The organism is Saccharococcus thermophilus (assembly GCF_011761475.1).
In the GTDB taxonomy this organism is placed as follows: domain Bacteria; phylum Bacillota; class Bacilli; order Bacillales; family Anoxybacillaceae; genus Saccharococcus; species Saccharococcus thermophilus.
The window spans coordinates 620,271-642,272 of sequence record NZ_JAASRS010000001.1; the positions used below are offsets into that span (position 1 = coordinate 620,271).

The 22,002-nt window shown below is 45.3% G+C and carries 26 protein-coding genes; 17 read left to right on the plus strand and 9 right to left on the minus strand.

The features are described 5' to 3' along the window. Nucleotides 1–155 precede the first annotated feature (155 nt). Entirely contained in the window at nt 156–1,322 is a 1,167-nt protein-coding gene (locus BDD39_RS03340) for an IS256 family transposase (protein WP_166907797.1), read from the minus strand. A 393-nt stretch (nt 1,323–1,715) separates the two neighbouring features. Here BDD39_RS03340 and kapD point away from each other — a divergent pair, with 393 nt between their 5' ends. From kapD to BDD39_RS03355, 3 genes are all read left to right on the plus strand, one after another. Beyond that, nucleotides 1,716–2,339: a 3'-5' exonuclease KapD gene (kapD, locus tag BDD39_RS03345; RefSeq protein WP_166908098.1), complete on the plus strand. Its 624-nt coding sequence runs from the start codon at nt 1,716–1,718 to the stop codon at nt 2,337–2,339. Between the two features lie 81 nt (nt 2,340–2,420). Continuing rightward, nucleotides 2,421–2,630 (plus strand): hypothetical protein, encoded by a 210-nt coding sequence (locus tag BDD39_RS03350; protein ID WP_166908101.1) that lies wholly within the window; start codon nt 2,421–2,423, stop codon nt 2,628–2,630. A gap of 96 nt (nt 2,631–2,726) precedes the next feature. Next, entirely contained in the window at nt 2,727–3,215 is a 489-nt protein-coding gene (locus tag BDD39_RS03355) for a superoxide dismutase family protein (RefSeq protein WP_208404453.1), read from the plus strand. Between the two features lie 120 nt (nt 3,216–3,335). On the opposite strand, the gene BDD39_RS03360 is transcribed toward BDD39_RS03355, so the two are convergent. Further along, on the minus strand, nt 3,336–4,496 hold the full coding sequence (locus BDD39_RS03360; RefSeq protein WP_166908105.1) for a MalY/PatB family protein: 1,161 nt from the start codon (nt 4,494–4,496) through the stop codon (nt 3,336–3,338). Nucleotides 4,497–4,580: 84 nt separating this feature from the next. On the opposite strand from BDD39_RS03360, the gene BDD39_RS03365 reads away from it, so the two are divergent. Beyond that, nucleotides 4,581–4,847 (plus strand): DUF1871 family protein, encoded by a 267-nt coding sequence (locus BDD39_RS03365; protein WP_380630379.1) that lies wholly within the window; start codon nt 4,581–4,583, stop codon nt 4,845–4,847. An 11-nt stretch (nt 4,848–4,858) separates the two neighbouring features. Here the strand turns inward: BDD39_RS03365 and BDD39_RS03370 are convergent, their stop codons facing one another. Next, nucleotides 4,859–5,686, minus strand: a complete 828-nt coding sequence (locus BDD39_RS03370; RefSeq protein WP_166908107.1) for an alpha/beta fold hydrolase — start codon at nt 5,684–5,686, stop codon at nt 4,859–4,861. Between the two features lie 97 nt (nt 5,687–5,783). On the opposite strand from BDD39_RS03370, the gene BDD39_RS03375 reads away from it, so the two are divergent. From BDD39_RS03375 to yugI, 3 genes are all read left to right on the plus strand, one after another. After that, entirely contained in the window at nt 5,784–6,284 is a 501-nt protein-coding gene (locus tag BDD39_RS03375; protein ID WP_166908109.1) for an Lrp/AsnC family transcriptional regulator, read from the plus strand. Next, complete coding sequence (locus tag BDD39_RS03380; RefSeq protein ID WP_166908111.1) at nt 6,281–7,453, plus strand: aminotransferase; 1,173 nt, start codon at nt 6,281–6,283, stop codon at nt 7,451–7,453. The genes BDD39_RS03375 and BDD39_RS03380 overlap by 4 nt, the downstream gene beginning before the upstream one ends. A gap of 115 nt (nt 7,454–7,568) precedes the next feature. Further along, nucleotides 7,569–7,931 carry a S1 domain-containing post-transcriptional regulator GSP13 gene (yugI, locus tag BDD39_RS03385; protein ID WP_166908113.1) on the plus strand — a complete coding sequence of 121 codons (363 nt, stop codon included), beginning with the start codon at nt 7,569–7,571 and terminating at the stop codon, nt 7,929–7,931. Between the two features lie 41 nt (nt 7,932–7,972). Here the strand turns inward: yugI and BDD39_RS03390 are convergent, their stop codons facing one another. Next, a complete protein-coding gene (locus BDD39_RS03390) occupies nt 7,973–8,206 on the minus strand; it encodes a DUF378 domain-containing protein (protein ID WP_166908115.1) in 234 nt (77 codons plus the stop codon). 139 nt (nt 8,207–8,345) lie between these two features. On the opposite strand from BDD39_RS03390, the gene BDD39_RS03395 reads away from it, so the two are divergent. From BDD39_RS03395 to BDD39_RS03405, 3 genes are all read left to right on the plus strand, one after another. Continuing rightward, nucleotides 8,346–9,509, plus strand: a complete 1,164-nt coding sequence (locus tag BDD39_RS03395) for an iron-containing alcohol dehydrogenase (protein WP_166908117.1) — start codon at nt 8,346–8,348, stop codon at nt 9,507–9,509. Between the two features lie 161 nt (nt 9,510–9,670). Beyond that, nucleotides 9,671–11,020 carry a glucose-6-phosphate isomerase gene (locus BDD39_RS03400; RefSeq protein WP_166908119.1) on the plus strand — a complete coding sequence of 450 codons (1,350 nt, stop codon included), beginning with the start codon at nt 9,671–9,673 and terminating at the stop codon, nt 11,018–11,020. A 179-nt stretch (nt 11,021–11,199) separates the two neighbouring features. Further along, on the plus strand, nt 11,200–11,604 hold the full coding sequence (locus BDD39_RS03405) for a YugN-like family protein (protein WP_166908121.1): 405 nt from the start codon (nt 11,200–11,202) through the stop codon (nt 11,602–11,604). On the opposite strand, the gene BDD39_RS03410 is transcribed toward BDD39_RS03405, so the two are convergent. Further along, nucleotides 11,601–12,596 carry a potassium channel family protein gene (locus BDD39_RS03410; protein WP_166908123.1) on the minus strand — a complete coding sequence of 332 codons (996 nt, stop codon included), beginning with the start codon at nt 12,594–12,596 and terminating at the stop codon, nt 11,601–11,603. The two genes, BDD39_RS03405 and BDD39_RS03410, sit on opposite strands and share 4 nt — an antisense overlap. 127 nt (nt 12,597–12,723) lie before the next feature. Between BDD39_RS03410 and BDD39_RS03415 the strand changes: the two genes are divergently transcribed. Continuing rightward, nucleotides 12,724–12,909 carry an H-type small acid-soluble spore protein gene (locus tag BDD39_RS03415; protein ID WP_166908125.1) on the plus strand — a complete coding sequence of 62 codons (186 nt, stop codon included), beginning with the start codon at nt 12,724–12,726 and terminating at the stop codon, nt 12,907–12,909. Nucleotides 12,910–12,998: 89 nt separating this feature from the next. Beyond that, on the plus strand, nt 12,999–13,241 hold the full coding sequence (locus BDD39_RS03420) for a hypothetical protein (protein ID WP_166908127.1): 243 nt from the start codon (nt 12,999–13,001) through the stop codon (nt 13,239–13,241). 38 nt (nt 13,242–13,279) lie between these two features. Here BDD39_RS03420 and BDD39_RS03425 read toward each other — a convergent pair whose 3' ends face one another. Then, nucleotides 13,280–14,467 carry an MFS transporter gene (locus tag BDD39_RS03425; protein WP_166908129.1) on the minus strand — a complete coding sequence of 396 codons (1,188 nt, stop codon included), beginning with the start codon at nt 14,465–14,467 and terminating at the stop codon, nt 13,280–13,282. Between the two features lie 94 nt (nt 14,468–14,561). Here BDD39_RS03425 and BDD39_RS03430 point away from each other — a divergent pair, with 94 nt between their 5' ends. Then, entirely contained in the window at nt 14,562–15,050 is a 489-nt protein-coding gene (locus BDD39_RS03430) for a GNAT family N-acetyltransferase (RefSeq protein WP_166908131.1), read from the plus strand. A 55-nt stretch (nt 15,051–15,105) separates the two neighbouring features. Beyond that, nucleotides 15,106–15,366 carry a hypothetical protein gene (locus tag BDD39_RS03435; protein WP_166908133.1) on the plus strand — a complete coding sequence of 87 codons (261 nt, stop codon included), beginning with the start codon at nt 15,106–15,108 and terminating at the stop codon, nt 15,364–15,366. A gap of 104 nt (nt 15,367–15,470) precedes the next feature. Here BDD39_RS03435 and BDD39_RS03440 read toward each other — a convergent pair whose 3' ends face one another. Next, nucleotides 15,471–16,397, minus strand: coding sequence for a thermonuclease family protein (locus BDD39_RS03440; RefSeq protein WP_166908135.1), 927 nt, complete (start codon nt 16,395–16,397; stop codon nt 15,471–15,473). An 850-nt stretch (nt 16,398–17,247) separates the two neighbouring features. Between BDD39_RS03440 and BDD39_RS03445 the strand changes: the two genes are divergently transcribed. Further along, nucleotides 17,248–17,364, plus strand: a complete 117-nt coding sequence (locus BDD39_RS03445; RefSeq protein ID WP_166908137.1) for a YjcZ family sporulation protein — start codon at nt 17,248–17,250, stop codon at nt 17,362–17,364. Nucleotides 17,365–17,502: 138 nt separating this feature from the next. On the opposite strand, the gene BDD39_RS03450 is transcribed toward BDD39_RS03445, so the two are convergent. Then, the gene (locus BDD39_RS03450; protein ID WP_015863777.1) at nt 17,503–19,161 is read right to left on the minus strand and encodes an IS1634 family transposase; all 1,659 of its coding nucleotides are present in this window, start codon (nt 19,159–19,161) and stop codon (nt 17,503–17,505) included. 443 nt (nt 19,162–19,604) lie between these two features. Between BDD39_RS03450 and rsmD the strand changes: the two genes are divergently transcribed. Together rsmD and coaD are read left to right on the plus strand one after the other, a co-directional pair. After that, nucleotides 19,605–20,174: a 16S rRNA (guanine(966)-N(2))-methyltransferase RsmD gene (gene rsmD / locus BDD39_RS03455; RefSeq protein ID WP_166908139.1), complete on the plus strand. Its 570-nt coding sequence runs from the start codon at nt 19,605–19,607 to the stop codon at nt 20,172–20,174. 4 nt (nt 20,175–20,178) lie between these two features. After that, complete coding sequence (gene coaD, locus BDD39_RS03460) at nt 20,179–20,685, plus strand: pantetheine-phosphate adenylyltransferase (protein WP_166908141.1); 507 nt, start codon at nt 20,179–20,181, stop codon at nt 20,683–20,685. Between the two features lie 49 nt (nt 20,686–20,734). On the opposite strand, the gene ylbJ is transcribed toward coaD, so the two are convergent. Then, nucleotides 20,735–21,961, minus strand: a complete 1,227-nt coding sequence (gene ylbJ / locus BDD39_RS03465) for a sporulation integral membrane protein YlbJ (protein WP_166908143.1) — start codon at nt 21,959–21,961, stop codon at nt 20,735–20,737. Between the last annotated feature and the right edge of the window lie 41 nt (nt 21,962–22,002).

Below are 22,002 nucleotides of genomic sequence, written 5' to 3' on the forward strand. Positions count from 1 at the left end.
CGTCAAGAATTTTGTGTAATATAATGGGGGTAGGGTTTCTCTGAAATGGATTTGGAATGAATAGGGAACTAGTTTCCTCCACACAGGAGACTGAATATTCAGTCTCCTGTGTGGAAAGGGAGAATCCCCCTATTTTGTTTATTTACAGTATTTGGTTAATGATAACGTTCTTCAAACATTCGCTCGAGGGCTTCCTGTGCTTCGGCAAATCCTCGCAACTTTCGCCCTGCCCATTTCTCATTAAAATCTTGAATGGTCAAATATACGATTTTTTCAGCGGCTTCTAAACTATTCAAACTGTTCATCGGCTTTAGACGTTTCCGAATCTCCTTGATCGTTCGTTCAATGGCATTCGTCGTGTAAATCACACTTCGAATACTGCTTGGATAATCCATAAATGTAAGGAGGACATCCAACTCATTGGCCCAAGATTGAACTTCTCTCGGATACTTGCTTGACCATTTCGACTCAAACTGTTGAAACATCTGTAACGCCATCTCCTTATTCGGCGCGCGATAAATCAGCCTGAGATCCTCGGCCACTTCAAATTGGTCTTTTTTCCGAACACGATGGAGCGTGTTACGGACTTTGTGAACGACACAACGCTGCACATCGGCTTTCGGATAAACCGCCTTAAAGGCTTCCTCCAACCCTGGTAGTCCATCGAATATGCCCAGAAGCACTTCCTTGGCGCCTCTTTGGTAGAGGTGTTGAAGAATTTCCTGCCATACATAGGCGCTTTCTTGTCCTCCCACAAAGAAATCAAGAATTTCGCGATATCCTTCTTCGTTCACCCCTAACACCACATAAATGACTTCTTTCTCCACGGTTTCGCGACGAAGTTTTACGTATAAACCATCCAAATATAAGACGGAATAACGCTTGTGCAGTGGACGAGTGTGCCATTTCTCGATGTCTTCCTTCACGACATCGGTAATACGGCTGATCGTCGCAGGAGAATAGGTGCTTCCTAGAATTCGTTCGATAAACTTGCCAATTTCCCGTGTACTCATGCCACTTTGGTACATCCTAATGATTGCTTCCTCCAGCCAGCCGGTGTGCCGTTGGTAAGGGGCAAACAACTGTGTTTGAAATTCTCCGTTTCGGTCTCTAGGGACCAAAAGACCTTCAATCCGGCCATATTGCGTATCTAGATTTCGTTGATAGTAGCCGTTTCTCATATTTGATGTTCCGGCCTGTTCTATTTCGAGGAAATTCTTGATTTCTTCCCGCATGATCAGTTCTAATTTTTCCTTTACAAACTGACGAATGACACTTTCCAGTTGATTTGCCCAGTCGACATTCGGTATACTTTTAGACATAGGTAGGGTTCTCCTTTCTCTGGAATGTTTGGGTTCAATCAGAGAATACCCTACCTTTTTTATTTTGATCTAGTAAAATGCTTTACACAAAATTTTATACATCATCGTCACGCCTCCTTATTTTGTTGTTATATAAAACCAGTATAGTATTTCTTTTCAGTGTTATTCAGCGAACGACTACTTAGTAGGGACGATAAATCCGTATTTTTGAAAGAACGCTGCCGCTTTGTTGGAATACAAGTAGGCCACCAATTAATCATTGATTATACCCTATTTTTCCGGCTTTCGCCCTTTTTTTGATATTTTCTGAAAAAGGAAATAAAATGTCGCTTCCTCGTGATATAATAATAATAAGATCATTCGTGATAATGCACAAGAAAGGAGGGAAAAGATATGTCGACCGCACAACAATATTTGTTCCTTGATTTTGAATTTACGATGCCGGAGACGAAAACGGAGCCGCATGGGTTTCTTCCGGAAATTATTGAAGTCGGTCTTGTCGCGGTGATCAATGACGAAGTATGCGACCAGTTTTCGGCATATGTGAAACCGCTGCGCTTCCCGCTGCTTACAGATCGGTGCAAATCTTTTTTAAAGATCACACAAGAACAAATCGATCAAGGAATCAGCTTTTACGAACTCGTGACGCTGCTAAACAAATATGATCGGACGCGGCCAAGCACGGTAGTGACATGGGGCAGTATGGATATGAAAGTATTGCGGGAAAATTGCATGTCGGCGAATGTGCCGTTCCCATTTAGCGGGGAACATCGCGATTTGGCAATGGAATATAAACGGTTTTTCGGCAATAAAAATCAGACCGGATTGCGAAAGGCGATACAGGAGTATGGAAATGAAGGAGTCGGAAAAGCCCATTGTGCATTGGATGATGCGTTCACTACCTATAATATCTTCCGGTTAGTGGAAAATGATAAAAAATATTTGACGAAAACAAAGCCACCGACGCTTGGAGAACGGATTGATTTTACCCAGCTAAGGAAAAAGTTTGCCCTTTAACAGCCGCACGGATAGCGGCTTTTTTCTTTTGCTTATGCTATAATAACAATAAGACATTTTCTTGCGAAAGGTTGTTGAACGATGATTCTACCAAATATATTAAACTTATTTTTATACTTTCCGGAAGATAAACGCGAATATATTCCTGCCGCTATTTCATTCACTATTTTCTTTATTGCGGCGATTTTAACGATGCGGGCGATCATAAAGATTTCCAAACATCAGGAAAAAGAGGCAAAGAAATTAGAAGAGCAGTTGAAGAGAAAAAATGTCATCCACGATGAAAAATAAAATGTTTAATATGCCCCCCTTTGGCAATACTAATAGATAAAAACGTATTGCTGGAGGGATTTTGTGTTTCAACGGGCAAGTTGGTTGTTAGCGGTGATGCTTTTATTCATTGCGGGCTGTCAAAATGAACATGCTACTAATTTAAAAGTCCATATGATTAATAGTGATGGTGATTCTGTCGGTACCATCCAATTAGTGGAACAGGCAAAAGGAGTCAAATTGAAGCTTGATTTGGAAGGGCTCCCTCCTGGAGAACATGCGATTCATATTCATGAAAAAGGAATTTGCAAAAAACCGGACTTTCAGTCAGCCGGGGATCACTATAATCCGGACGGAAAAAAACATGGATTGCTCCATCCGGAAGGAGCGCATGCCGGTGATCTGCCTAATATTATTGTCAAAGATGACGGGACGGTTCACGCCGAATTGACGGCGCCGAATGTGACGTTAAAAGAAGGACAGAAAGGATCGTTATTGACAAAAGACGGGACGGCGATTGTCATTCATGCAGGAAAAGACGATGGAATGACACAGCCGGCTGGAGATGCTGGTGGACGAATTGCTTGTGGTGAAATTAAAAAATAGAAGAAGGCTCTTGCCGGTGAAACGGGAAGAGCCTTTTCTTTTTTTTGTGAAACTTTTGAAGTTTCGCATCGTCTGTCACGATTTGTTACCGTTTTTGCATGGTTGTGACATTGCCAAAGATTATTGCAATGCTGCTGATAGACGATCAAGCGCCTCTTCCAACGTCTTTCGCGGGCAGGCGACATTCATGCGTATAAACCCTTTTCCTTCTTCGCCGAATTTGCTTCCAAACTCTACAGCGATTTTCCCTTTTTCTAAAAGAAGTGTCTTGAGCTGCTTCTCTGTCATACCAAGCTGCCGGCAGTCGATCCAAACAAGATATGTTGCTTCCGGACGGATGACACGGAGAGCTGGTAAATGTGTCTGTATGTAAGAGCATACGTAATCAGTATTCTCTTGCAAATATGTTAGCAGTGCATCCAGCCATTCTTCTCCATAGCGGTAGGCTGCTTCCGTGCCGACGACGGCGAACGTGTTCAGGGTAAAAAATCCTTGCCGCTGCTGGATTTTTCGGAATTGCCGCCGCAGTGATTCGTTTGCAATGATCGCCGCCGCTGCTTGAAGACCGGCAAGGTTAAACGTTTTCGTTGGCGCTATGCATGTGACGCTTCTTTCGGCAAATTCGGGACAGATGGAGGCAAACGGCACGTGCCGGTTCGGTGGGAAAGTGAGATCGGCATGGATTTCATCGGAGATGAGGATCACATCGTGTTCTAGGCATAGCTGGCCGATTTTTTCTAATTCTTCCTTTGTCCATACCCGCCCTCCAGGATTATGAGGGCTACATAGAAGCAACAATTTTGCGCCTTGAATCTTTTTTGTAAAATCGTCCCAATCGATTTCATATCGCGTTTCCTTGAGCTGCAGCGGGCTGGTGACGAGCGTGCGGCGATGCTGGCGAACAAGCTGAAATAGCGGTGGATAAACGGGAGTAAACACGACAACGCGATCCCCCTCCTCTGAAAATGCCTCAATCGCCGTCGCAATTGCGGGCACGACGCCGGTTGAAAAAACGAACCATGACCGGTCCATATCCCATTGATGCCGCGCTTTTAGCCAATGTTGCATCGCCTCTTTTAACGAATCAGGAATGACAGTATAGCCAAAAATGCCGTGCTGGATCCGTTTGTGCAAGGCCTCGATCACCGCGGGCGGAGCCGGAAAGTCCATATCGGCCACCCACATTGGCAATACGTCTTTGACGCCAAAAACTCGCTCTGTATCATCCCATTTTACCGAAAAGGTATGGCGGCGGTTGATGACATCGTCAAACCGATACATAAAAATACCCTCTCCCTTCTTTTTTGACAGATTATCGCTTATAATTTTTATATGCTAACCATTTTGCTGAAAGGTGACAGGCATATGATGGATGCGCAACAATTAAACCGGTTATTGCTACATACCATTCAAGCATGGGACCCTCTAGGTTACGGCCGCGATGCCTATGAAACCGAAGCGATCGATGTATTGCAGGCGGTTTACGACCATGATGATGCAAAAACGCTTGCCGAAAAAATCCAAGCTATTTATGAATTCGCTTTTGAAGAAGTAATCCCTTTACGCGAATGTGTAAAAATGGCGAACCGACTGTTAGCGATGAAGCAGTCTGCTTCATGCTCCTTGCCGTAATAGGAGGCTGGTTAGCGAATAAAATCAGTGATTTCCCGGTATACATCATGCGGTCTTTCCTCCGGCAGCAGATGACCGGTATGTGGAAAGGTGACTAAGGCGGAATTAGTCAGGTCTTCATGGAGCCGTTTGCCGATATCTACCGGAACGATCCGATCGTTTTCTCCCCATAAAAGCAAGGTGCGCGTTTCGATACGCTGCAATTCGTGGGCTTGTAAATCTCCCTCGCGGTAGCGGATAAAGCGTGTCAACGCTTTAAACATTTGCGGGTGGTAAAACGGTTGTTCATAGCCTTTACACATTTCGTTGTCGATGAGCGAATAATCATAGATAGCTTGACGTAGATTTGCTTCAACACCTTGCTTGTAAAAATAATGTTTTACATAGGCATGAAAATAGGGGAGGTAAGTAGAAAGCGTCAGCGACCGTTTGACCCGTCCTAAATATCCGGAGCTCGCAAGCAAAATCATTTCTCGTACGAGCTGCGGCTGCATGCGTGCGATATACAAGCAAATTTGCCCGCCCATCGAGTGACCGACAAGTGTGCATGTTGGAATATGCAAATGCTGCAGTAAATCAATGACAAGCTGCGCCAGATTTCGATATGTATAGCGGAATGTCGTCGATTTTTCACTGTTTCCAAATGGCGGCAAATCGACAGTAATCACGGAAAAATCGTTGGCAAGCAACGGAATAAGCCGCCGATAGCTGAACGAAGAGGAAAGAAACCCGTGCAGCAGTACCAATACCGGTCGTTTTTTCTCCCAATTGTATGTTTCATAATAAACGCGAATATGATTTAGTTCGATTGTTTGCCCGTTTGTTTCGATCGTGTGCATCCTTCTTCACCTCTTACTATTTAATTTTAGTTTTTATCATTTTTTTCATGCAAATGGAGCGAATGTATGCGAAAATAGTTGTTGGGGGGAGATCAACATGAAACTAAGTGAAAAAGAGGTTGAAATTATCGAAATATTGGAAAAAGATGCGCGCATTCCAATGGAGACACTAGCGAAAATGGTGGAGCTGACGGTCGAAGAAACAGAGGCGATTGTGAAAAAGCTCGAAGAAACAAAAGTGATTGTCCAATATGCCGCGCTTGTCGATTGGCGGAAAGTCGACGGTCATGAGGGAGTCACGGCGATGATTGATGTGAAAGTGACGCCAAAGCGCGGAGTTGGGTTTGATGAGGTGGCAGAGCGCATTTATCGTTTTCCGGAAGTAAAATCCGTTTATTTAATGTCGGGGGCTTATGACTTATCTGTAGTCATTGAAGGGCGTTCGATGTCTGAAGTGGCGCAATTCGTTTCCGAGAAATTATCGACGCTTGATTCGGTGATTTCTACGACGACGCATTTTATTTTGAAAAAATATAAACATGACGGCACCGTATTTGACCAAGGAGATCAAGATCGCCGCATCGTGGTGGCGCCATGAAACAGCAAGTGAAAAAGTCATACGTGTCGGAAACGGTTGCTCGCTTAAAGCCATCGGGAATTCGCCGCTTTTTTGACCTTGCTTCCAGCATGGAAGGAGTAATCTCGCTCGGCGTAGGCGAGCCGGATTTTGTCACCTCCTGGAACATCCGGGAAGCAAGCATTTTGTCGCTCGAACAAGGATATACGTCCTACACGGCAAACGCCGGTTTGCTGGAGCTTCGCCAAGAAATTGCCGCTTATTTAATGCGCAAATTTCGTGTTGAGTATAATCCGGAAACAGAGATTTTGGTGACGGTCGGAGCCAGCGAAGCGCTTGATTTGGCCATGCGGGCGATTATCAATCCAGGCGATGAAGTGATTGTGGTACAGCCTAGCTTTGTTGCATACGAACCGCTTGTGACGCTCGCCGGAGGAACGCCGGTTTTAGTAGAAACGCATGGCGATGACCATTTTAAACTACGGCCGGAACACATCGAGCAAGTCATTACCGAGCGCACAAAAGCGCTTATCATCTGCTCGCCAAACAACCCAACAGGCACCGTGTTGCAAAAAGAAGAGCTAGAAGCCATTGGGCGCATCGTAAAAAAATATGATTTGCTTGTCGTTGCCGATGAAATTTATGCGGAACTTACATATGACGATGAGTATACAAGTGTCGCTGCTGTCGACGGCATGTGGGAGCGAACGATTTTGATTTCCGGCTTTTCCAAAGGATTTGCCATGACCGGATGGCGGCTCGGGTTCGCCGCGGCGCCGAAAGAAATTTTGCAGGCAATGTTAAAGATTCATCAATATGCGATGATGTGTGCGCCGACGATGGTGCAATACGGCGCGTTAGAAGCGTTGCGCAGTGGCGAGCAAGATGTCGAATATATGAGAAAAAGTTACCGGCGGCGCCGCAATTATTTTGTCCAATCGCTAAATGAAATCGGCCTTCACTGCCATATGCCGGGCGGCGCGTTTTACGCGTTTCCGTCGATTCAATCTACCGGTTTAACGTCGGAACAATTTGCCGAAAGATTATTGATTGAAGAAAAAGTAGCAGTCGTTCCGGGCAGTGTATTTGGCTCAAGCGGGGAGGGGTATATCCGCTGTTCTTATGCGTCTTCCCTCGAACAGCTGCAAGAAGCGATCAAACGAATGAAACGTTTTTTAGAGCGGTTGTAGTTTCCATGTTCTGCTATCCCATCAGCGGGATAGCAGAACATATTTTTTTGGGATTCATAAAAAATTTATGTTATAATACAAAAACACATCAGAAATTAAAATAGGAGTGTTTTGTTTGTCCATGATAGAAGCAGGAGATATTGTGAAAGGAAAAGTCACCGGCATTCAGCCGTACGGCGTTTTTGTCGAACTAGACGAAGGAATGCAAGGGCTTGTTCATATTTCGGAAATTTCCCATGAGTTTGTGAAAAATATTCGTGATTATGTGAAGATCGGTGAAGAAATAACCGTAAAAGTATTGGCGGTCGATCCGCGAACAAAACGGATCAGCCTATCGATGAAAGCATTAGAAAAACGAAATAAAAAAGAAAAACGTCACTTGAAAGTGAAAATGTCATTAAATCCAGGGTTTAACACGTTAAAAGAAAAGCTGCAAGAGTGGATCGAGCAATCAAAAAAAGAAGATTTACTAAAGTAAAACACCCACCGTTTTTATAGGTGAGTGTTTTACTTTACGGTTTATGTGCGAGACGTTTTTGGTTCCGTACGTCCCAGTTCTTCAGCAGGCTTGAATAGAATTGCAAGGTTGATCAATCCGGCAATGCCGATGATTCCATAGATAATGCGTGCCAACGTAGCATTCTGTCCGCCAAAAATTGCCGCTACTAAATCAAATTGAAAGAAACCAATTAATCCCCAGTTAATGGCACCGATAATCGTAAGGAATAGTGCAATGCGCTGAAGTACACTCATCAGTCCATTCCTCCTTCACATTTTTCCATCACTTATAGAATGCATAACATTGACGGAAAATATGCATCATTTGCGAAAAAGCAATTGCTTTACAAGCGGGGAACGTACTGTTCATAATAAAAAAAGGAGGTCGATAAATATGCAAAATTTTACTTTTCAAAACCCTACGAAATTGATTTTCGGAAAAGGGCAAATTGAGGAACTGAAAAAGGAACTGCCGCGTTACGGAAAAAAAGTATTGCTTGTCTATGGCGGGGGCAGTATTAAGCGAAACGGCCTGTATGACGAAGTAATAGGCATATTGAATGAGCTGAACGTAGAAGTGACAGAGCTTCCAGGAGTCGAGCCAAATCCGCGCTTATCGACCGTAAGAAAAGGTGTTGACATTTGCAAAAAAGAAGGCATCGAGTTTTTGCTTGCGGTCGGCGGCGGCAGTGTCATCGACTGTACGAAAGCGATTGCTGCCGGAGCCAAATATGAAGGAGACCCGTGGGATTTTATTACGAAAAAAGTGAAGGTGACGGAAGCGCTTCCGTTTGGAACGGTATTGACGCTGGCCGCAACCGGTTCGGAAATGAACTCCGGCTCCGTAATCACGAACTGGGAGACAAAAGAAAAATACGGCTGGAGCAGCCCAGCGACATTCCCGCAGTTTTCGATCCTCGATCCGACGTATACGCTTACGGTGCCGAAAGACCATACCGTCTACGGGATTGTCGATATGATGTCCCATGTGTTGGAGCAATATTTCCACCATACGCCAAACACTCCGCTTCAGGACCGGATGTGTGAAGCGGTGCTAAAAACAGTGATGGAAGCGGCGCCAAAGCTTGTGAATGACTTGCAAAACTACGAGCTGCGCGAGACGATTTTATACAGTGGAACGATCGCGTTAAACGGCTTTTTGCAAATGGGTCTCCGCGGCGACTGGGCGACGCACAATATCGAACACGCCGTATCGGCGGTATACGACATTCCGCACGCCGGCGGGCTTGCGATACTGTTTCCAAACTGGATGAAGCATGTGCTTGATGAAAATGTCAGCCGTTTTGCCCAACTAGCAGTGCGCGTGTTTGACGTCAATCCGGAAGGAAAATCGGAACGAGAAGTGGCGTTAGAAGGCATTGAAAAACTGCGCGAGTTTTGGTCGAGCCTTGGCGCGCCGTCGCGGCTTGCCGATTATGGCATCGGCGAAGAAAATCTCGAGTTAATGGCGGACAAAGCGATGGCGAATGGCGAGTTTGGCAAGTTCAAAACATTAAATCGCGATGATGTGCTGGCGATTTTGCGCGCATCGCTATAATGCAGAAAAGAGGCAGTGACGACTGCCTCTTTCTTGCGTTTTTATTCATAGAAATGTTGAAAATGAATTCGTTTACATAGCGGGGCAACGACTTGATTCCTTTTTGTTGTTTCGTTAAAGTGAAAGAAGGTAAAAACATTTTCGTTTGGAGGATCGAACATATGACACATATTCGCTTTGACTATTCAAAAGCCTTGGCGTTTTTTGGTGAACATGAGCTTACCTATTTGCGTGATGCAGTGAAAGTGGCACATCATTCCCTCCATGAAAAAACAGGAACAGGCAGCGATTTTTTAGGATGGCTCGATTTGCCTGTTGCTTATGACAAAGAAGAATTTGCCCGCATTCAAAAAGCGGCGGCGAAAATCCAAGCTGATTCTGACGTGCTGCTGGTGATCGGCATCGGCGGCTCATATTTAGGGGCGCGCGCTGCGATTGAAATGCTCCATCATTCGTTTTACAACGCGCTGCCAAAAGACAAACGGAAAACGCCGCAAATTATTTTCGTCGGCAATAACATCAGCTCGACTTATATGAAAGATGTCATCGACTTGTTAGAAGGAAAAGACTTCTCGATTAACGTCATTTCCAAATCAGGCACGACGACAGAGCCGGCGATTGCCTTCCGCATTTTCCGCAAGCTGTTGGAAGAAAAATACGGTAAAGAAGAAGCGCGTAAACGAATTTATGCGACGACAGACCGGGCACGTGGCGCGCTAAGAACATTGGCGACGGAAGAAGGCTATGAAACGTTTGTCATTCCAGATGACGTTGGCGGCCGTTACTCGGTATTGACGGCGGTAGGGTTGCTTCCGATTGCTGTCAGCGGCGCAAACATCGAGGAAATGATGAAAGGGGCAGCGCAGGCGCGCGAAGACTTCAGCAGTTCGGAACTGGAAGAAAACGCGGCGTACCAATATGCGGCCATCCGCAACATTTTATACAATAAAGGAAAAACGATCGAGCTGTTGGTCAACTATGAACCAGCGCTGCAATATTTCGCAGAATGGTGGAAACAGCTGTTTGGCGAAAGCGAAGGAAAAGACCAAAAAGGAATTTACCCAGCTTCGGCAAACTTCTCGACTGACCTTCATTCCTTAGGGCAGTATATTCAAGAAGGGCGCCGCGATTTGTTTGAAACGGTGCTGAAAGTGGAAATGCCGCGCCATGAGCTGGTTATTGAAGCAGAAGAAAGCGATTTGGACGGATTGAACTATTTGGCAGGAAAAACGGTCGATTTTGTGAACACCAAAGCGTTTGAAGGAACGCTTCTCGCCCATACGGACGGCGGTGTGCCAAATTTAGTGATCACCCTGCCGAAATTAGATGAATATACATTCGGCTATCTCGTTTACTTCTTTGAAAAAGCGTGCGCGATGAGCGGTTATTTATTAGGCGTTAACCCATTTGATCAGCCTGGAGTGGAAGCTTATAAGGTCAATATGTTTGCTCTTTTAGGCAAGCCAGGTTATGAAGATAAAAGAGCAGAGTTAGAAAAGCGGTTGAAATAAGAAATTGCAGAAAGCAGAAACAAAAAGTCCTTCCGTAGCAGGAAGGGCTTTTTTTGTTATGTATAGACGTTTGATGTTGTTTGTCATCTCCTATCTATTTCCAGCATATACAAGGGAACGAATTTGATTTTAATTGCCGCAAAATAGGAAATCATAAAGGAAAAAGGAGGGTGTTTGATATGATTGAAATTCCATCGCGTTTGGAAGGAAAAACATTTCAGTTGTATAAGCTAGAACAGCAATTAAAACCGCTCGGCTATATGATTGGCGGCAATTGGGATTATGATCATGGTTATTTTGACTATAAAATTGCCGATGAGGCCGGATACCAATTTTTGCGTGTTCCGTTTAAAGCGGTGGACGGACAGCTCGATTCGCATGGGACAACGGTGGAGATCGGCCGGCCGTTTTTATTGTCCCATCAATATCAAAAAGGCTTAGATGACCATGCCGATGTCGGAAATCTTGGTGCGGCTTTGAACCAATTTTCCGAGCCGCAAGATCCGGATGCGACATTTCCGGAAACATATATTAACGTCGGGAAGGTGCTTGTTCAAGAATTGGAACGTCGCCTGCTTGATTAAGGACTGAGCACAAACAGGCGGTCTCCACGTTCAATCATGAATTGCGGAGGAGGATTCATATGTCCTTCTTCCCCTCTCATGATACCGATTAACACCATCTGCTTTTTCAATAGCAACTGGCCACTCTCGGAAAACGTTTTTCCGATGCACCATTCTTCGGCATCGATTAGCTGCAGTTTTCTGTCGTGAAGCTGACAGAGCAGCATTTCGAGCGCTTTCGATACGCCCGGCGACTGAAGGCTGTTCGCCATCGTGAAGCTGGACAGCAAGTTGGTTTGAATTACTTCATCAGCGCCCGCCCGGCGTGCGTTGTTGACGTACTGCTCAGTTAATATTTCGACAATGGCATAGATGGAAGGATTCAGGCTTTTGACGGCCAGAAGTGTTAAAATCGAGTCTTTGTCCGCCTCTGCTTCGGTTTTATGCGGGTCGGCGGTAATCAAAATCATTTGCGCCTCAGTGACGTTTGCTTTCTGCAGTACGTCATCGTAGCTGGCGTTTCCTTTGATAAAATGGATATTTTTAGAGGAAATCGGCAGCGCGTTTAACGTCGCATCAATAAGCACGCAGCGAAAAGATGGGTGGGATTTCGTTAATTGTACCAGCACTTCGCGCGCCCGTTCATTCCAGCCGACGATGATCACATGCCCCTTTTTTCTATAGCGCAGCTGTCCGTTCAATAATGCCGTCTCTTTTGCCACGGCGGTTGCTGATACGGACGCGAAATACGTCGTAATCACCCCTGTTCCTAACAAAATAAGGAGAATGGCGACGAGTTTCCCCGCTGTCGTTTTTGGGACGATATCGCCGTAGCCGATCGTTGCCGCGGTGACAATCGCCCACCATATTCCATCGAATACATTATGGAATGTGGACGGCTCGACGAGATGAATAAGCAGGCCGAAAAGAATTAACAACGAACTTCCCATCAGCAGCAATCGCACAAAGGCAGGAAGGCGTAAATACGATATGAGTATATCCCAGTTTTTCATCATTTTCCTCCGTTGGGTCCATTGTTTTACAACGTTAGTGTTGACCGTTTTGCTCTTTTTTTTGCATAAAAATTCCTTTTCGCTTTCATACTACATGATGAATAGGTGAAAGGAGAGGAATGGTTTCATGGATATGAATCGCGTCAAACAAATTGTTTCATCCCCGGCGGATATTCCTGTCTATTATAATGGTGTATCTGTCTGGATTGACGGCTATGATGAGGAAAAACAAATGGCTACGGTCCATTTGCGTGATGGCCATCTTCGTGAGCAGCGCGACGTGCCGGTAACCGAATTAAGTGAAGAACGATAAAACGCCGTGTTTTCGGCGTTTTTTGTTTGCATCTTTTGGAAAAAACGATACTGGTATAGAAAGAAATAACGAAGGAAGGGACGTGCAAAATGACGGACGGACAGATAAAGTCAATGTTTGCCGAATACGGATATGAGCGCTGGTGGGAAGAAATTTACTATCCGCTCTTGTCATCGCGCCTATTGGAAGAAGTAGATGAAGACGTGCTGGCGGCTTTTTTTGAGAGCTATGCGTTTTTGGCAGGTGAAGCGTATTCGTTTACGGAATTTGTCGTTCATTTTTCCATTTTTCAACGTTTGTATGATAACGGGATATCCGTAACATGGAGATAAGAAAAGGAACTGCTTCTGCACGGAGCAGCCCTTTTCGTTTATGACTTTTCTATCGAAGGCGATTGTTTGCCTAGGCGCATAACACGCATGGTCAATAGCAGCGAGCAGGCCAAAAAGACGGCATCGGCAAATCCGTATACGAGCCTGTATCCGCCTAACGAGAATAATACGCTGCCGACCATTGGTCCGAATGCCATTCCCATGTAGCGAAAGAAATTGTAGACGCCAATGGCGGTAGAGCGGTTTGCTTGAAATACATACGTAAGCAACGTCGTCTGCACCGGCAAGGACGTTCCTAAAAACAGGCCAAACAACGCGATCGCAAGGACTAAGAGAGGAATTGATATATAGGAAACGAGAAGAAAAAGGAAAATGGATAGAACTGTGCAATATGATGTCGCTAAAATAATATGTCTATCTTTCCAATAGCCTTGGATGCGTCCGCCGATAAAGCTGCCGACGACAATCATGCACGACATTGCCAAATAAACAATCCCTTTTTCCTCTGCCGATAGTCCGTATCGCTCCGTCAGAATGCCGGGCAAAAAAACGAGGAAATTATAGAGCGCGTAATATTGTATAAATCCTAATAAAATAATCGAGGAACCAGCCCGGTGGCGAAGGATCATGGCAAAATCGCGAAGCTGAAAGGCTTTCGATGTTTGGCTTTCCGGTTTTGTTTCTTTTAGAAAAATAAAATTGCCGAGCCATATAAGCATCCCGACGAAAACAAGAACAAGGAATACGGTGTGAAAGTTAAATCGGCCGCCAAGAAATCCGCCAACGATCGGCCCGGCGACTGGGCCAAGCGATACCATCATTTGGAAAGTACCCATCGCCTTTCCACGTTCTTTTCCTTCAAATAAATCACCGATCACGGTAGCGGCGACGACCGACCCAACTGCGATACCGATTGCCTGCAACGCTCGGAAGGCAAGAAGAACATAAATAGAGTTTGAAAAAAAGCAGCCGAGTGATGCCGCGGTATAAAGAAGGATGCCTGCTAAGAGAACATTGCGGCGCCCTTTTATGTCTGTCAACGGTCCATATACCATTTGCATCATGGCCAAGAAAAATGTGAAAATCGAAATCGTTAAATTCACTAAAAACGAAGAAGTAGCAAAATCGGCTGTTACTTCTGGTAAAATAGGGGTGTAAATCGTTTGCGTAAACGGGCCAAGAAACGCGGCCAGCGAGACGAGATAAACGATTACCGTTCGGTTCATAACCACTCTCCTTTCTCGTTACATATATATGATTATACTCCCTCTTAACCTGTTTTCGTTAACGAAGTGCACATTGAAATAAGGTGGGGATATGATGATCAGGGATGCGAAAAAAGAAGACTTGCCAGCAATCGTGCAAATATATAATGAAACGATTCCGACCAGAATGGTTACCGCGGACCTCGAACCGGTGTCGGTAGAAAGCAGAGAGGCGTGGTTTTTTGCTCATGACCCGCATACACGGCCGCTGTGGGTGATGGAACAAGACGGTCGCGTATGCGCCTGGCTCAGTTTCCAATCGTTTTATGGACGACCGGCCTATCGTCATACAGCGGAAATCAGCATTTACATTTCTGAAGCATATCGGGGGAAAGGAATCGGCAAGCAGCTGCTTCAAAAAGCGGTGGAGGAAGCGCCAAATTTCCAGATTAAAACGCTGTTAGGCTTTATTTTTGCCCATAATGAACCGAGTTTGCGCCTGTTCTCGCGCTTCGGATTCGAAACGTGGGGGCACCTTCCGCGAGTGGCGGAATTGGATGGGATTGAGCGCGATTTAATCATTGTCGGAAAAAGAATTGTATAAAATGCGAAAAATGGGACAGTCATAATAACAGATACCAGCAGAAAGAGGGAAGTATATGAACGTCATGCCGGTTCGTTTATTTACGATTCAAGATGGCGAAGGCTTTGTTGCTGATGCGTTTCAATGTCCGGTAACGGGTAGCTTAATTTACAAATCATCTGGCACACCTTCGGTGATTGCTTATACTGACTTGACGGAGGAGCAAATACAGCGGTTAGAGGAATATGGTTTTAAGCGACTAAACGGCGCTTCTTTTTCTGCCGCGGCGCCATCATTCGAACAATCCGTGATTGAAGATCTGCTGCCGGAGCAGTAGCGGGTCCTGGTACGCCATTATGCATGATGATAGAACAAAAAGGAGCTAGTCGTTAGCTCCTTTTTTGTTTTTTCGGCGTGGCCGCTGCGGGCAGTCGCATCAAGTTATTTTCGTACGGCAGCGTAAATGATGACAGCCAAGGCCAGTCCAATGAACAAGTAAAGGAACGGATGCTTATCGGACTGTTTTGATTGGTTGTCTTGTTTCGCCGTGCTGTTCTTTTCTGACGAGTTTGGTGAAGGGGCTGTTTTTTCCTCTTCCGTTTTCTTTTTCTCTTCCGCCGCTTGCTGCTGATGAGAAGAATTTGATTTTTGCGCGGAGGAACGGCTATACATACCCATGCCGTTTCGTTTCGCCTCCGCCATGGCGGCGCGGATTCTGTTTTCATATTTATAGTTTCCATAATCATAGAAATCTTCGACAAGCCCTGCTTTAGTCACTTCTTCTTGCAGCAATTTGTTTCCTACCCACACCCAGGCAAGCAAGCGATGATACTTGTCGAACAGCGTGCTGCCGTCGGTTTCCAATGTAATGTTTCCTTGTTTTAAGCGGGAACAAGTAAATCGGCTTGCTTCTTTTCCGAACGGCTCGATTTCGATCGTGCTTTCCGGCGTATCGATGAATAGAAAGCGGGTTGTATATTCGCGGCCGTTGACGATAAACTTGGCTGTATCTCCATCAACGCACTTCACTAATGTTGCGGGATATTTTTCTCCTAATCGCAATGTGGCCGACAAACCTGATTTTGTTGCAGACGTTCCGCCTAGCGTATGCCCTTCTAAGTCAATTTTATCCGCCGTCAGCTGCCGGGTGCACTTGGCATTGCTATTGTATTTTTTGATCAACTGGACAAGCTCTGTTTTATTTTTGGCCTGCAACGCGAGCGCTGTCGGTTCATGCAACAAGTACATGCAGTCCGAGTTACGGAAATGTCCGCCTAGTTCGTCCAGTGTGCCCCGATGGGCGAAGCTGCTGGTTGAAAAAAAGAGAGTGAATAAGGCTGCTACGAGCAAACTGGCTAACTTTTTCATTGGTTTCTTTCCTCCTTACATATGAGTCAACGCGCAATTTTCCTCTTTTTGTTATGTATGCAAAAAAGAAAACCCTTGCCATGCAAGGATTTTTCCAATTAAACATACCGGGTTCGAACCGGCGACTTTCGCGCTGCCAGTCCCACGCACCTAGTAGGATGCAAAATAGTAAAGTAGGAAAAAACCCGTTGCCACAAGGATTTTACCATATTGGCTTCAAATAAAATAGGGTAATTTAGGGCATTGACGGATTTCGTCAACAACTACCCAGCCATTTATTTTACCTGTGACGGTATATTGGCAAATAAAGATTGAATTTATTCGCGGCTTCATCGTTTGCTTTCTAGAGGACATGTTCATATATGTCCATGATCACTCGAATACTGCTTCTTTGCGTACCATCGACTTCAACGTCCCAGTAAAAACAACGTTTTTATTAAAAAAACGGATGATCAGGGGAAAACTCATCTGTCTGTGCTACAAGATCTTTTAAATTAGAGTGTTGAAATTTCTTCATTCCAACTGGTCTATACCCACGTTCAAACATTTTACCTTTTACAATATTTAATTAGTTAGCAGTTTCAAAATCGATAGCAACAAAATTCACAAGCAATCCCTCCATTACTGATAAAACACATAACGTGTTAATAAATTAATGAAAAAAATAGTTTACAAAAGGTTTGCTGTTGTTTGATATTTTAATCAAAAACACAAAATGTGCAATGATAGACAAAAGTGGAATTTTCTTATCAGTTGATGAGTTTGTCCAATCTAATTTTTTTTAAAAACATACCTTAAAAATAGGGATCGAAATTAGCTATCCCCCAATACTCAATGGGAGGTGTTATAGATGAGTGATGGAATTCGTAACGCTTTTGCCTTAGTTGTTGTTTTATTCGTTTTACTGATTATTGTAGGGTGTTCTTGTATGGGCCTAGGCGGATATGGTGGTTATGGCGGTTATTAATTTCTCGCAACTCACATTTCGCACCCTAACAAGGTCAAAACAAAGGATTTTTTATTTAGTTTTTCAGAATAACTTTTTGACCAACACAACGAGCGATGGCAATCCTTTTTTTACCATCGCTGGTCGTTCCGTATCACGTTACACGTAGATGCTCTCATCCATGCCCAATCCCTGCAGAATCCTTCGCTGATCAGGGGTAAGGGAGCGATCCAGTGAGCGTTGGATGCGCCCATCCGGCAGCTTGAACAGGACGACGTTCACATATTGAAACAGCTGAAAAATCGCCTGTCCCGTCGGCCGGGTCAGCTTGCGGCCTCCAGGACCCTTCAACGGGTGTTCTGGAGTAATAAACTGACGCACTCGGCGCTGAAAAACGCGGTAAATAGCCAAGGCCAACAGAAACAAATAGCCTAATACTGCGACCCGTTCTGGTTTTTTGACGTAAATCTCATCCGTGAAAAACGGATCTTTCAAAAAAGCGAAGTTCATTTCCACCGAGATCTGCCCTTTATACAGCTTCAAGATCTCTTGGGCATCCATGGGTTGGCCCTTCCATTCCTTCGGAACGGTCGTGACAAGGACAAACCGGGACGCTTTCCGTCTCGCCTGTTCCCACGCGTCTTGGTCGAATTCGACGTCAAGGTGCAAGAAATACAGCGTCTCCACCTCGGGTTCCGCCCCTTTTTTCGGCCGTCCGCGCCGTTTTTTCAGGCGTACGATCTCTTCGACCGCGGCCTCAACCCGATGAAACCGGGGGCGAAGGGACGCCTTGAGGGACGCCAAGGCTTGTTCGGCATCTTCCCGGCAGGAGAAGGGGTGACGCTCCCAACGGGCTTGTTCCTCGCGAAGAAGCTCCGCTTCTTTGGTTCGTTCTTTTTCAAGCGTCTTTCCTTTTCGCTGGTCGAGCGCGCTCGATTCAACAACGATCAGCCGAACGGGGTGGCCTTCATACGTCGAGGCCGTTTCCCATACCCGGTACGTGGCGCCGTTTCTCTCCGCCAACGTAAAGGGATCGCTCCACGTCGTGTCCTCAGCATCCGCTTCGGCCAGCGCGGTTTTCACGATCCGGAGCGACGAAGGGCCTCTGGTGATCAAAAAGGCGTTGGCCGCTTTGGTTTGCGCCAGGGTCTCTTTCGTCATCGCGGCGGAATCGGCCACGTAAATCCATTCGTCTTCGATTTTGGCCTGCTTCAGCTGTTCATGGACACGAGACAGCACCTCGGGATTCCATGTTTTATCGGGCAGGTTGCCATCGTGCACATCGCCGTAAAACGGGATGCCGTCCTCGTTGCCGACCAGTCCGAAACCGATCTGTTTTTGCCAACGATGATGGCGGTTGTAGCCATGTGTGATTTGTAAGGCCTCTAACGAGGCCGATTCATACGCGCCGTAAACGGTCTTGTCCGTCGTATCGGCGTGGAAGGCTCGGAGGGAAAGGCCTTCTTTTCGATAAATATGAATCAAGCAAGTGCTGATGACGTTGTGAATGCCAGCCTCATACAGGCGATCGAGATGACGGGCCAACGCATCGTCGTTCAACCAGGAAGGATGGAGATCGGGACGGATGAGTTTCTCACAATCGACCTCCTGAGCCCAATGTTCCAAGTGAACAAGGGCTTGCCGGCCGTCAAACACATTGTAGAGGATGGCCTGAACGGCATCGCTGACTCGCGTTTGGCACTGCGGATCGACGGGCACGAGATGGTCAATCAATTGAGGCAGACCCAGTTTCTTGAATAGGGCACTTATTATATTCAAATAAGAATTGCGATAGACCTTTTTGACTTGAACGTTCATAAGTGAAAAACTCCTTTACGTTCCTTGTGTGTCAAGGATTCATTCGACATCGGAACGAAAAAATCCTCCCGATTTTCGTCGAGAGGGTGCGAAATGTGAGTCAAATATAAATTTTGCGCTTGCTTTCCAAACAAAAAAAATCCCTGCAGAACTTTGTCTGCAGGGGTCCTTTACATTTACTTGCCCCCGCGCACCGGAGGAACAAGTAAACGAAAGGAAAAGAAAAGGGAGAGGAGAAACCGGAGGAAGAACTTATGGGGAAACGTAAGTCTTCTCCGTGGTTGGCAACAACATCCGCATGGATGTTGTCATTACTCATTATGGACAATTTACCGATTTCTATACATGCCGCTATGAAAAATTCGCCTGTTTTACTATAATAAACTTTATGATACGATAAATGTTGAAATAACGCGAATTAGTGCCAAAATGTGGTGAAAAAGATGAGAGTGATTTCTGGAAAATGTAAAGGTAGACAACTGCAAGCGGTTCCAGGAATGTCAACGAGACCGACGACCGATAAAGTGAAGGAAGCAATATTTAATATGATCGGTCCATATTTTTCCGGAGGTATTGGCCTAGACTTATTCGGCGGCAGCGGCGGCCTAGGAATTGAAGCGTTAAGCCGGGGGCTCGATCGGGTCATTTTTGTCGATCATAACGCCAAAGCGGTGCAAACCATTAAAAAAAATGTGGCGATGTGTGATCTCCACGAACAAGCAGAAATATACCGGAATGATGCCGAGCGGGCGTTAAAGGCAGTTGTCAAACGGGGGCTTCGCTTTTATGTGATTTTTCTTGATCCTCCGTATAAAGAGCAAAAGTTGCCGTCACTTCTTTCTTTTATTGATAACCATCATCTTCTTGAAAAAGACGGTGTTGTCGTTGCCGAACATGCTGCAGAAATACATCTTCCTGAACGGGTAGGAGGCCTGTGCAAATGGAAACAAGAGACGTACGGGATTACCGCAGTTTCGATTTATCGGTATATGGATGAGGAGAAAGGGGAATAGGAAAATGGCGAGCATTGCAGTTTGCCCGGGAAGCTTTGACCCGGTTACATATGGCCATTTAGATATTATTAAAAGGGGCGCAAAAGTGTTTGATCAAGTGTATGTGGCGGTCTTGAACAACTCTTCTAAGAAACCGCTGTTTTCCGTAGAAGAGCGGATAGAGCTATTGCGGGAGGTCACGCGGCCGTTTCCTAATGTCTATGTAGAGTCGTTCCACGGCCTGCTTGTTGATTATGCGCGCAGTAAAAATGCCAATGCCATTTTGCGTGGGTTGCGCGCTGTTTCTGACTTTGAATACGAAATGCAAATCACATCGATGAACCGCGTCCTTGATGAAAATATCGAAACGTTTTTTATGATGACAAATAGCCAATACGCCTTTTTGAGCTCGAGCATTGTAAAAGAAGTAGCAAAGTATAACGGCGATATTTCCGATTTAGTGCCGCCTGTTGTCGAGGAAGCGCTGAAAAGAAAATTTGCAGCTATTGCTTCTAACGGGGATGACAATTAACAGCTAAACAGCTGACTTAAAAGAACGTTTCTTTTAAGTCAGCCTCGTTTTATTTGTTGCTATTGCTTTTTTTGAGCATAGTTGCAGCAGTAAGCCATATATAAAGACATAAAAAGGAGATCGTCACAATCGGGCCGAACTGCTGCATTAGCTTCCAGTAATTGCTCCATCCGCTTGCGGAATGAACTGCGAAAAACGCTGGGATGATCCCTGCATTATTGCCAACGGCGCGCAAATAAAGAGGCTTCCACAATACATATGTAAAGCAAGAGGCAAAGCATCCGTGCATGATTCTTGCGATGAAAAACGGCTTAAAGCGAATATTCGCTTCCGCGAGAATGCTTGCTACTTGCGCCTGTACGGAAAATCCGCCAAAGGCGAGAATAAAGCTTGTCGCAATCGCTTTTTCCAGCAATTCGGCTTCCTCCGTCTGGCTGATCATTTGGCTGCCGAGCGTAATTTCGAATAGGCCGGAAATCATTGGAATGCTAAGTTCTTTCGGCATTTGAAACAAGTGAAGGACGTACTGAAAAATAAGAGCGATATGTTCGGTAATATGCATCATGTAAAACAGTTTATTAACGACAGAAAAGAGAATAATAAATCCACCGATCATTAACAAGGTTTGGACGGAGGAGCGTACAGCATCTCCTAACAATTTCCCAAGCGGTTGCTCGTTTTTCAGGCGCGTTTCGTGAAGGACACGGAAAGCGTAAGGGAGGGAAAAGATGTGACGCCGCCGCTTTGGTTTTGCTTTTTCTTCTGTTTTTCCGTGAAACCTCATGATCATGCCTACACAGATGTTTCCGATATAGTGGGAAGCGGCTAAAATAAGACCAAGATTCGGGTCATGGAAAAATCCGACCGATACCGCACCGAAAATAAATAATGGATTGGATGAATTCGTGAATGAAGCCAGCCGCTCTGCTTCGATGGCGGAAATTTGTTTTTCCTGGTAGAGACGGGTTGTTAATTTTGCTCCTGATGGATATCCCGATGCCATGCCCATTGCCCAGGCGAATCCGCCGACGCCAGGAACGCGAAAAAGGGGGCGCATGAGCGGCTCTAGCAAAACGCCAAGCAAATTTACGACGCCGAAGCTAATTAATAATTCGGAAACGATAAAAAAAGGTAATAGCGATGGAAATACAACTTCCCACCACATATTTAAACCGCGGATCGACGCTTCTAGTGATTGCTGTGGATAACAAATTAAGGAAAAAGCAAATAAAGTGACAGCTGAAGCGAGAAAAACGGTTTTGGCTTTTCGTTTCATATGTGTTTTTCCCCCTGGTGAAGACACATTTTCTCTCCCCC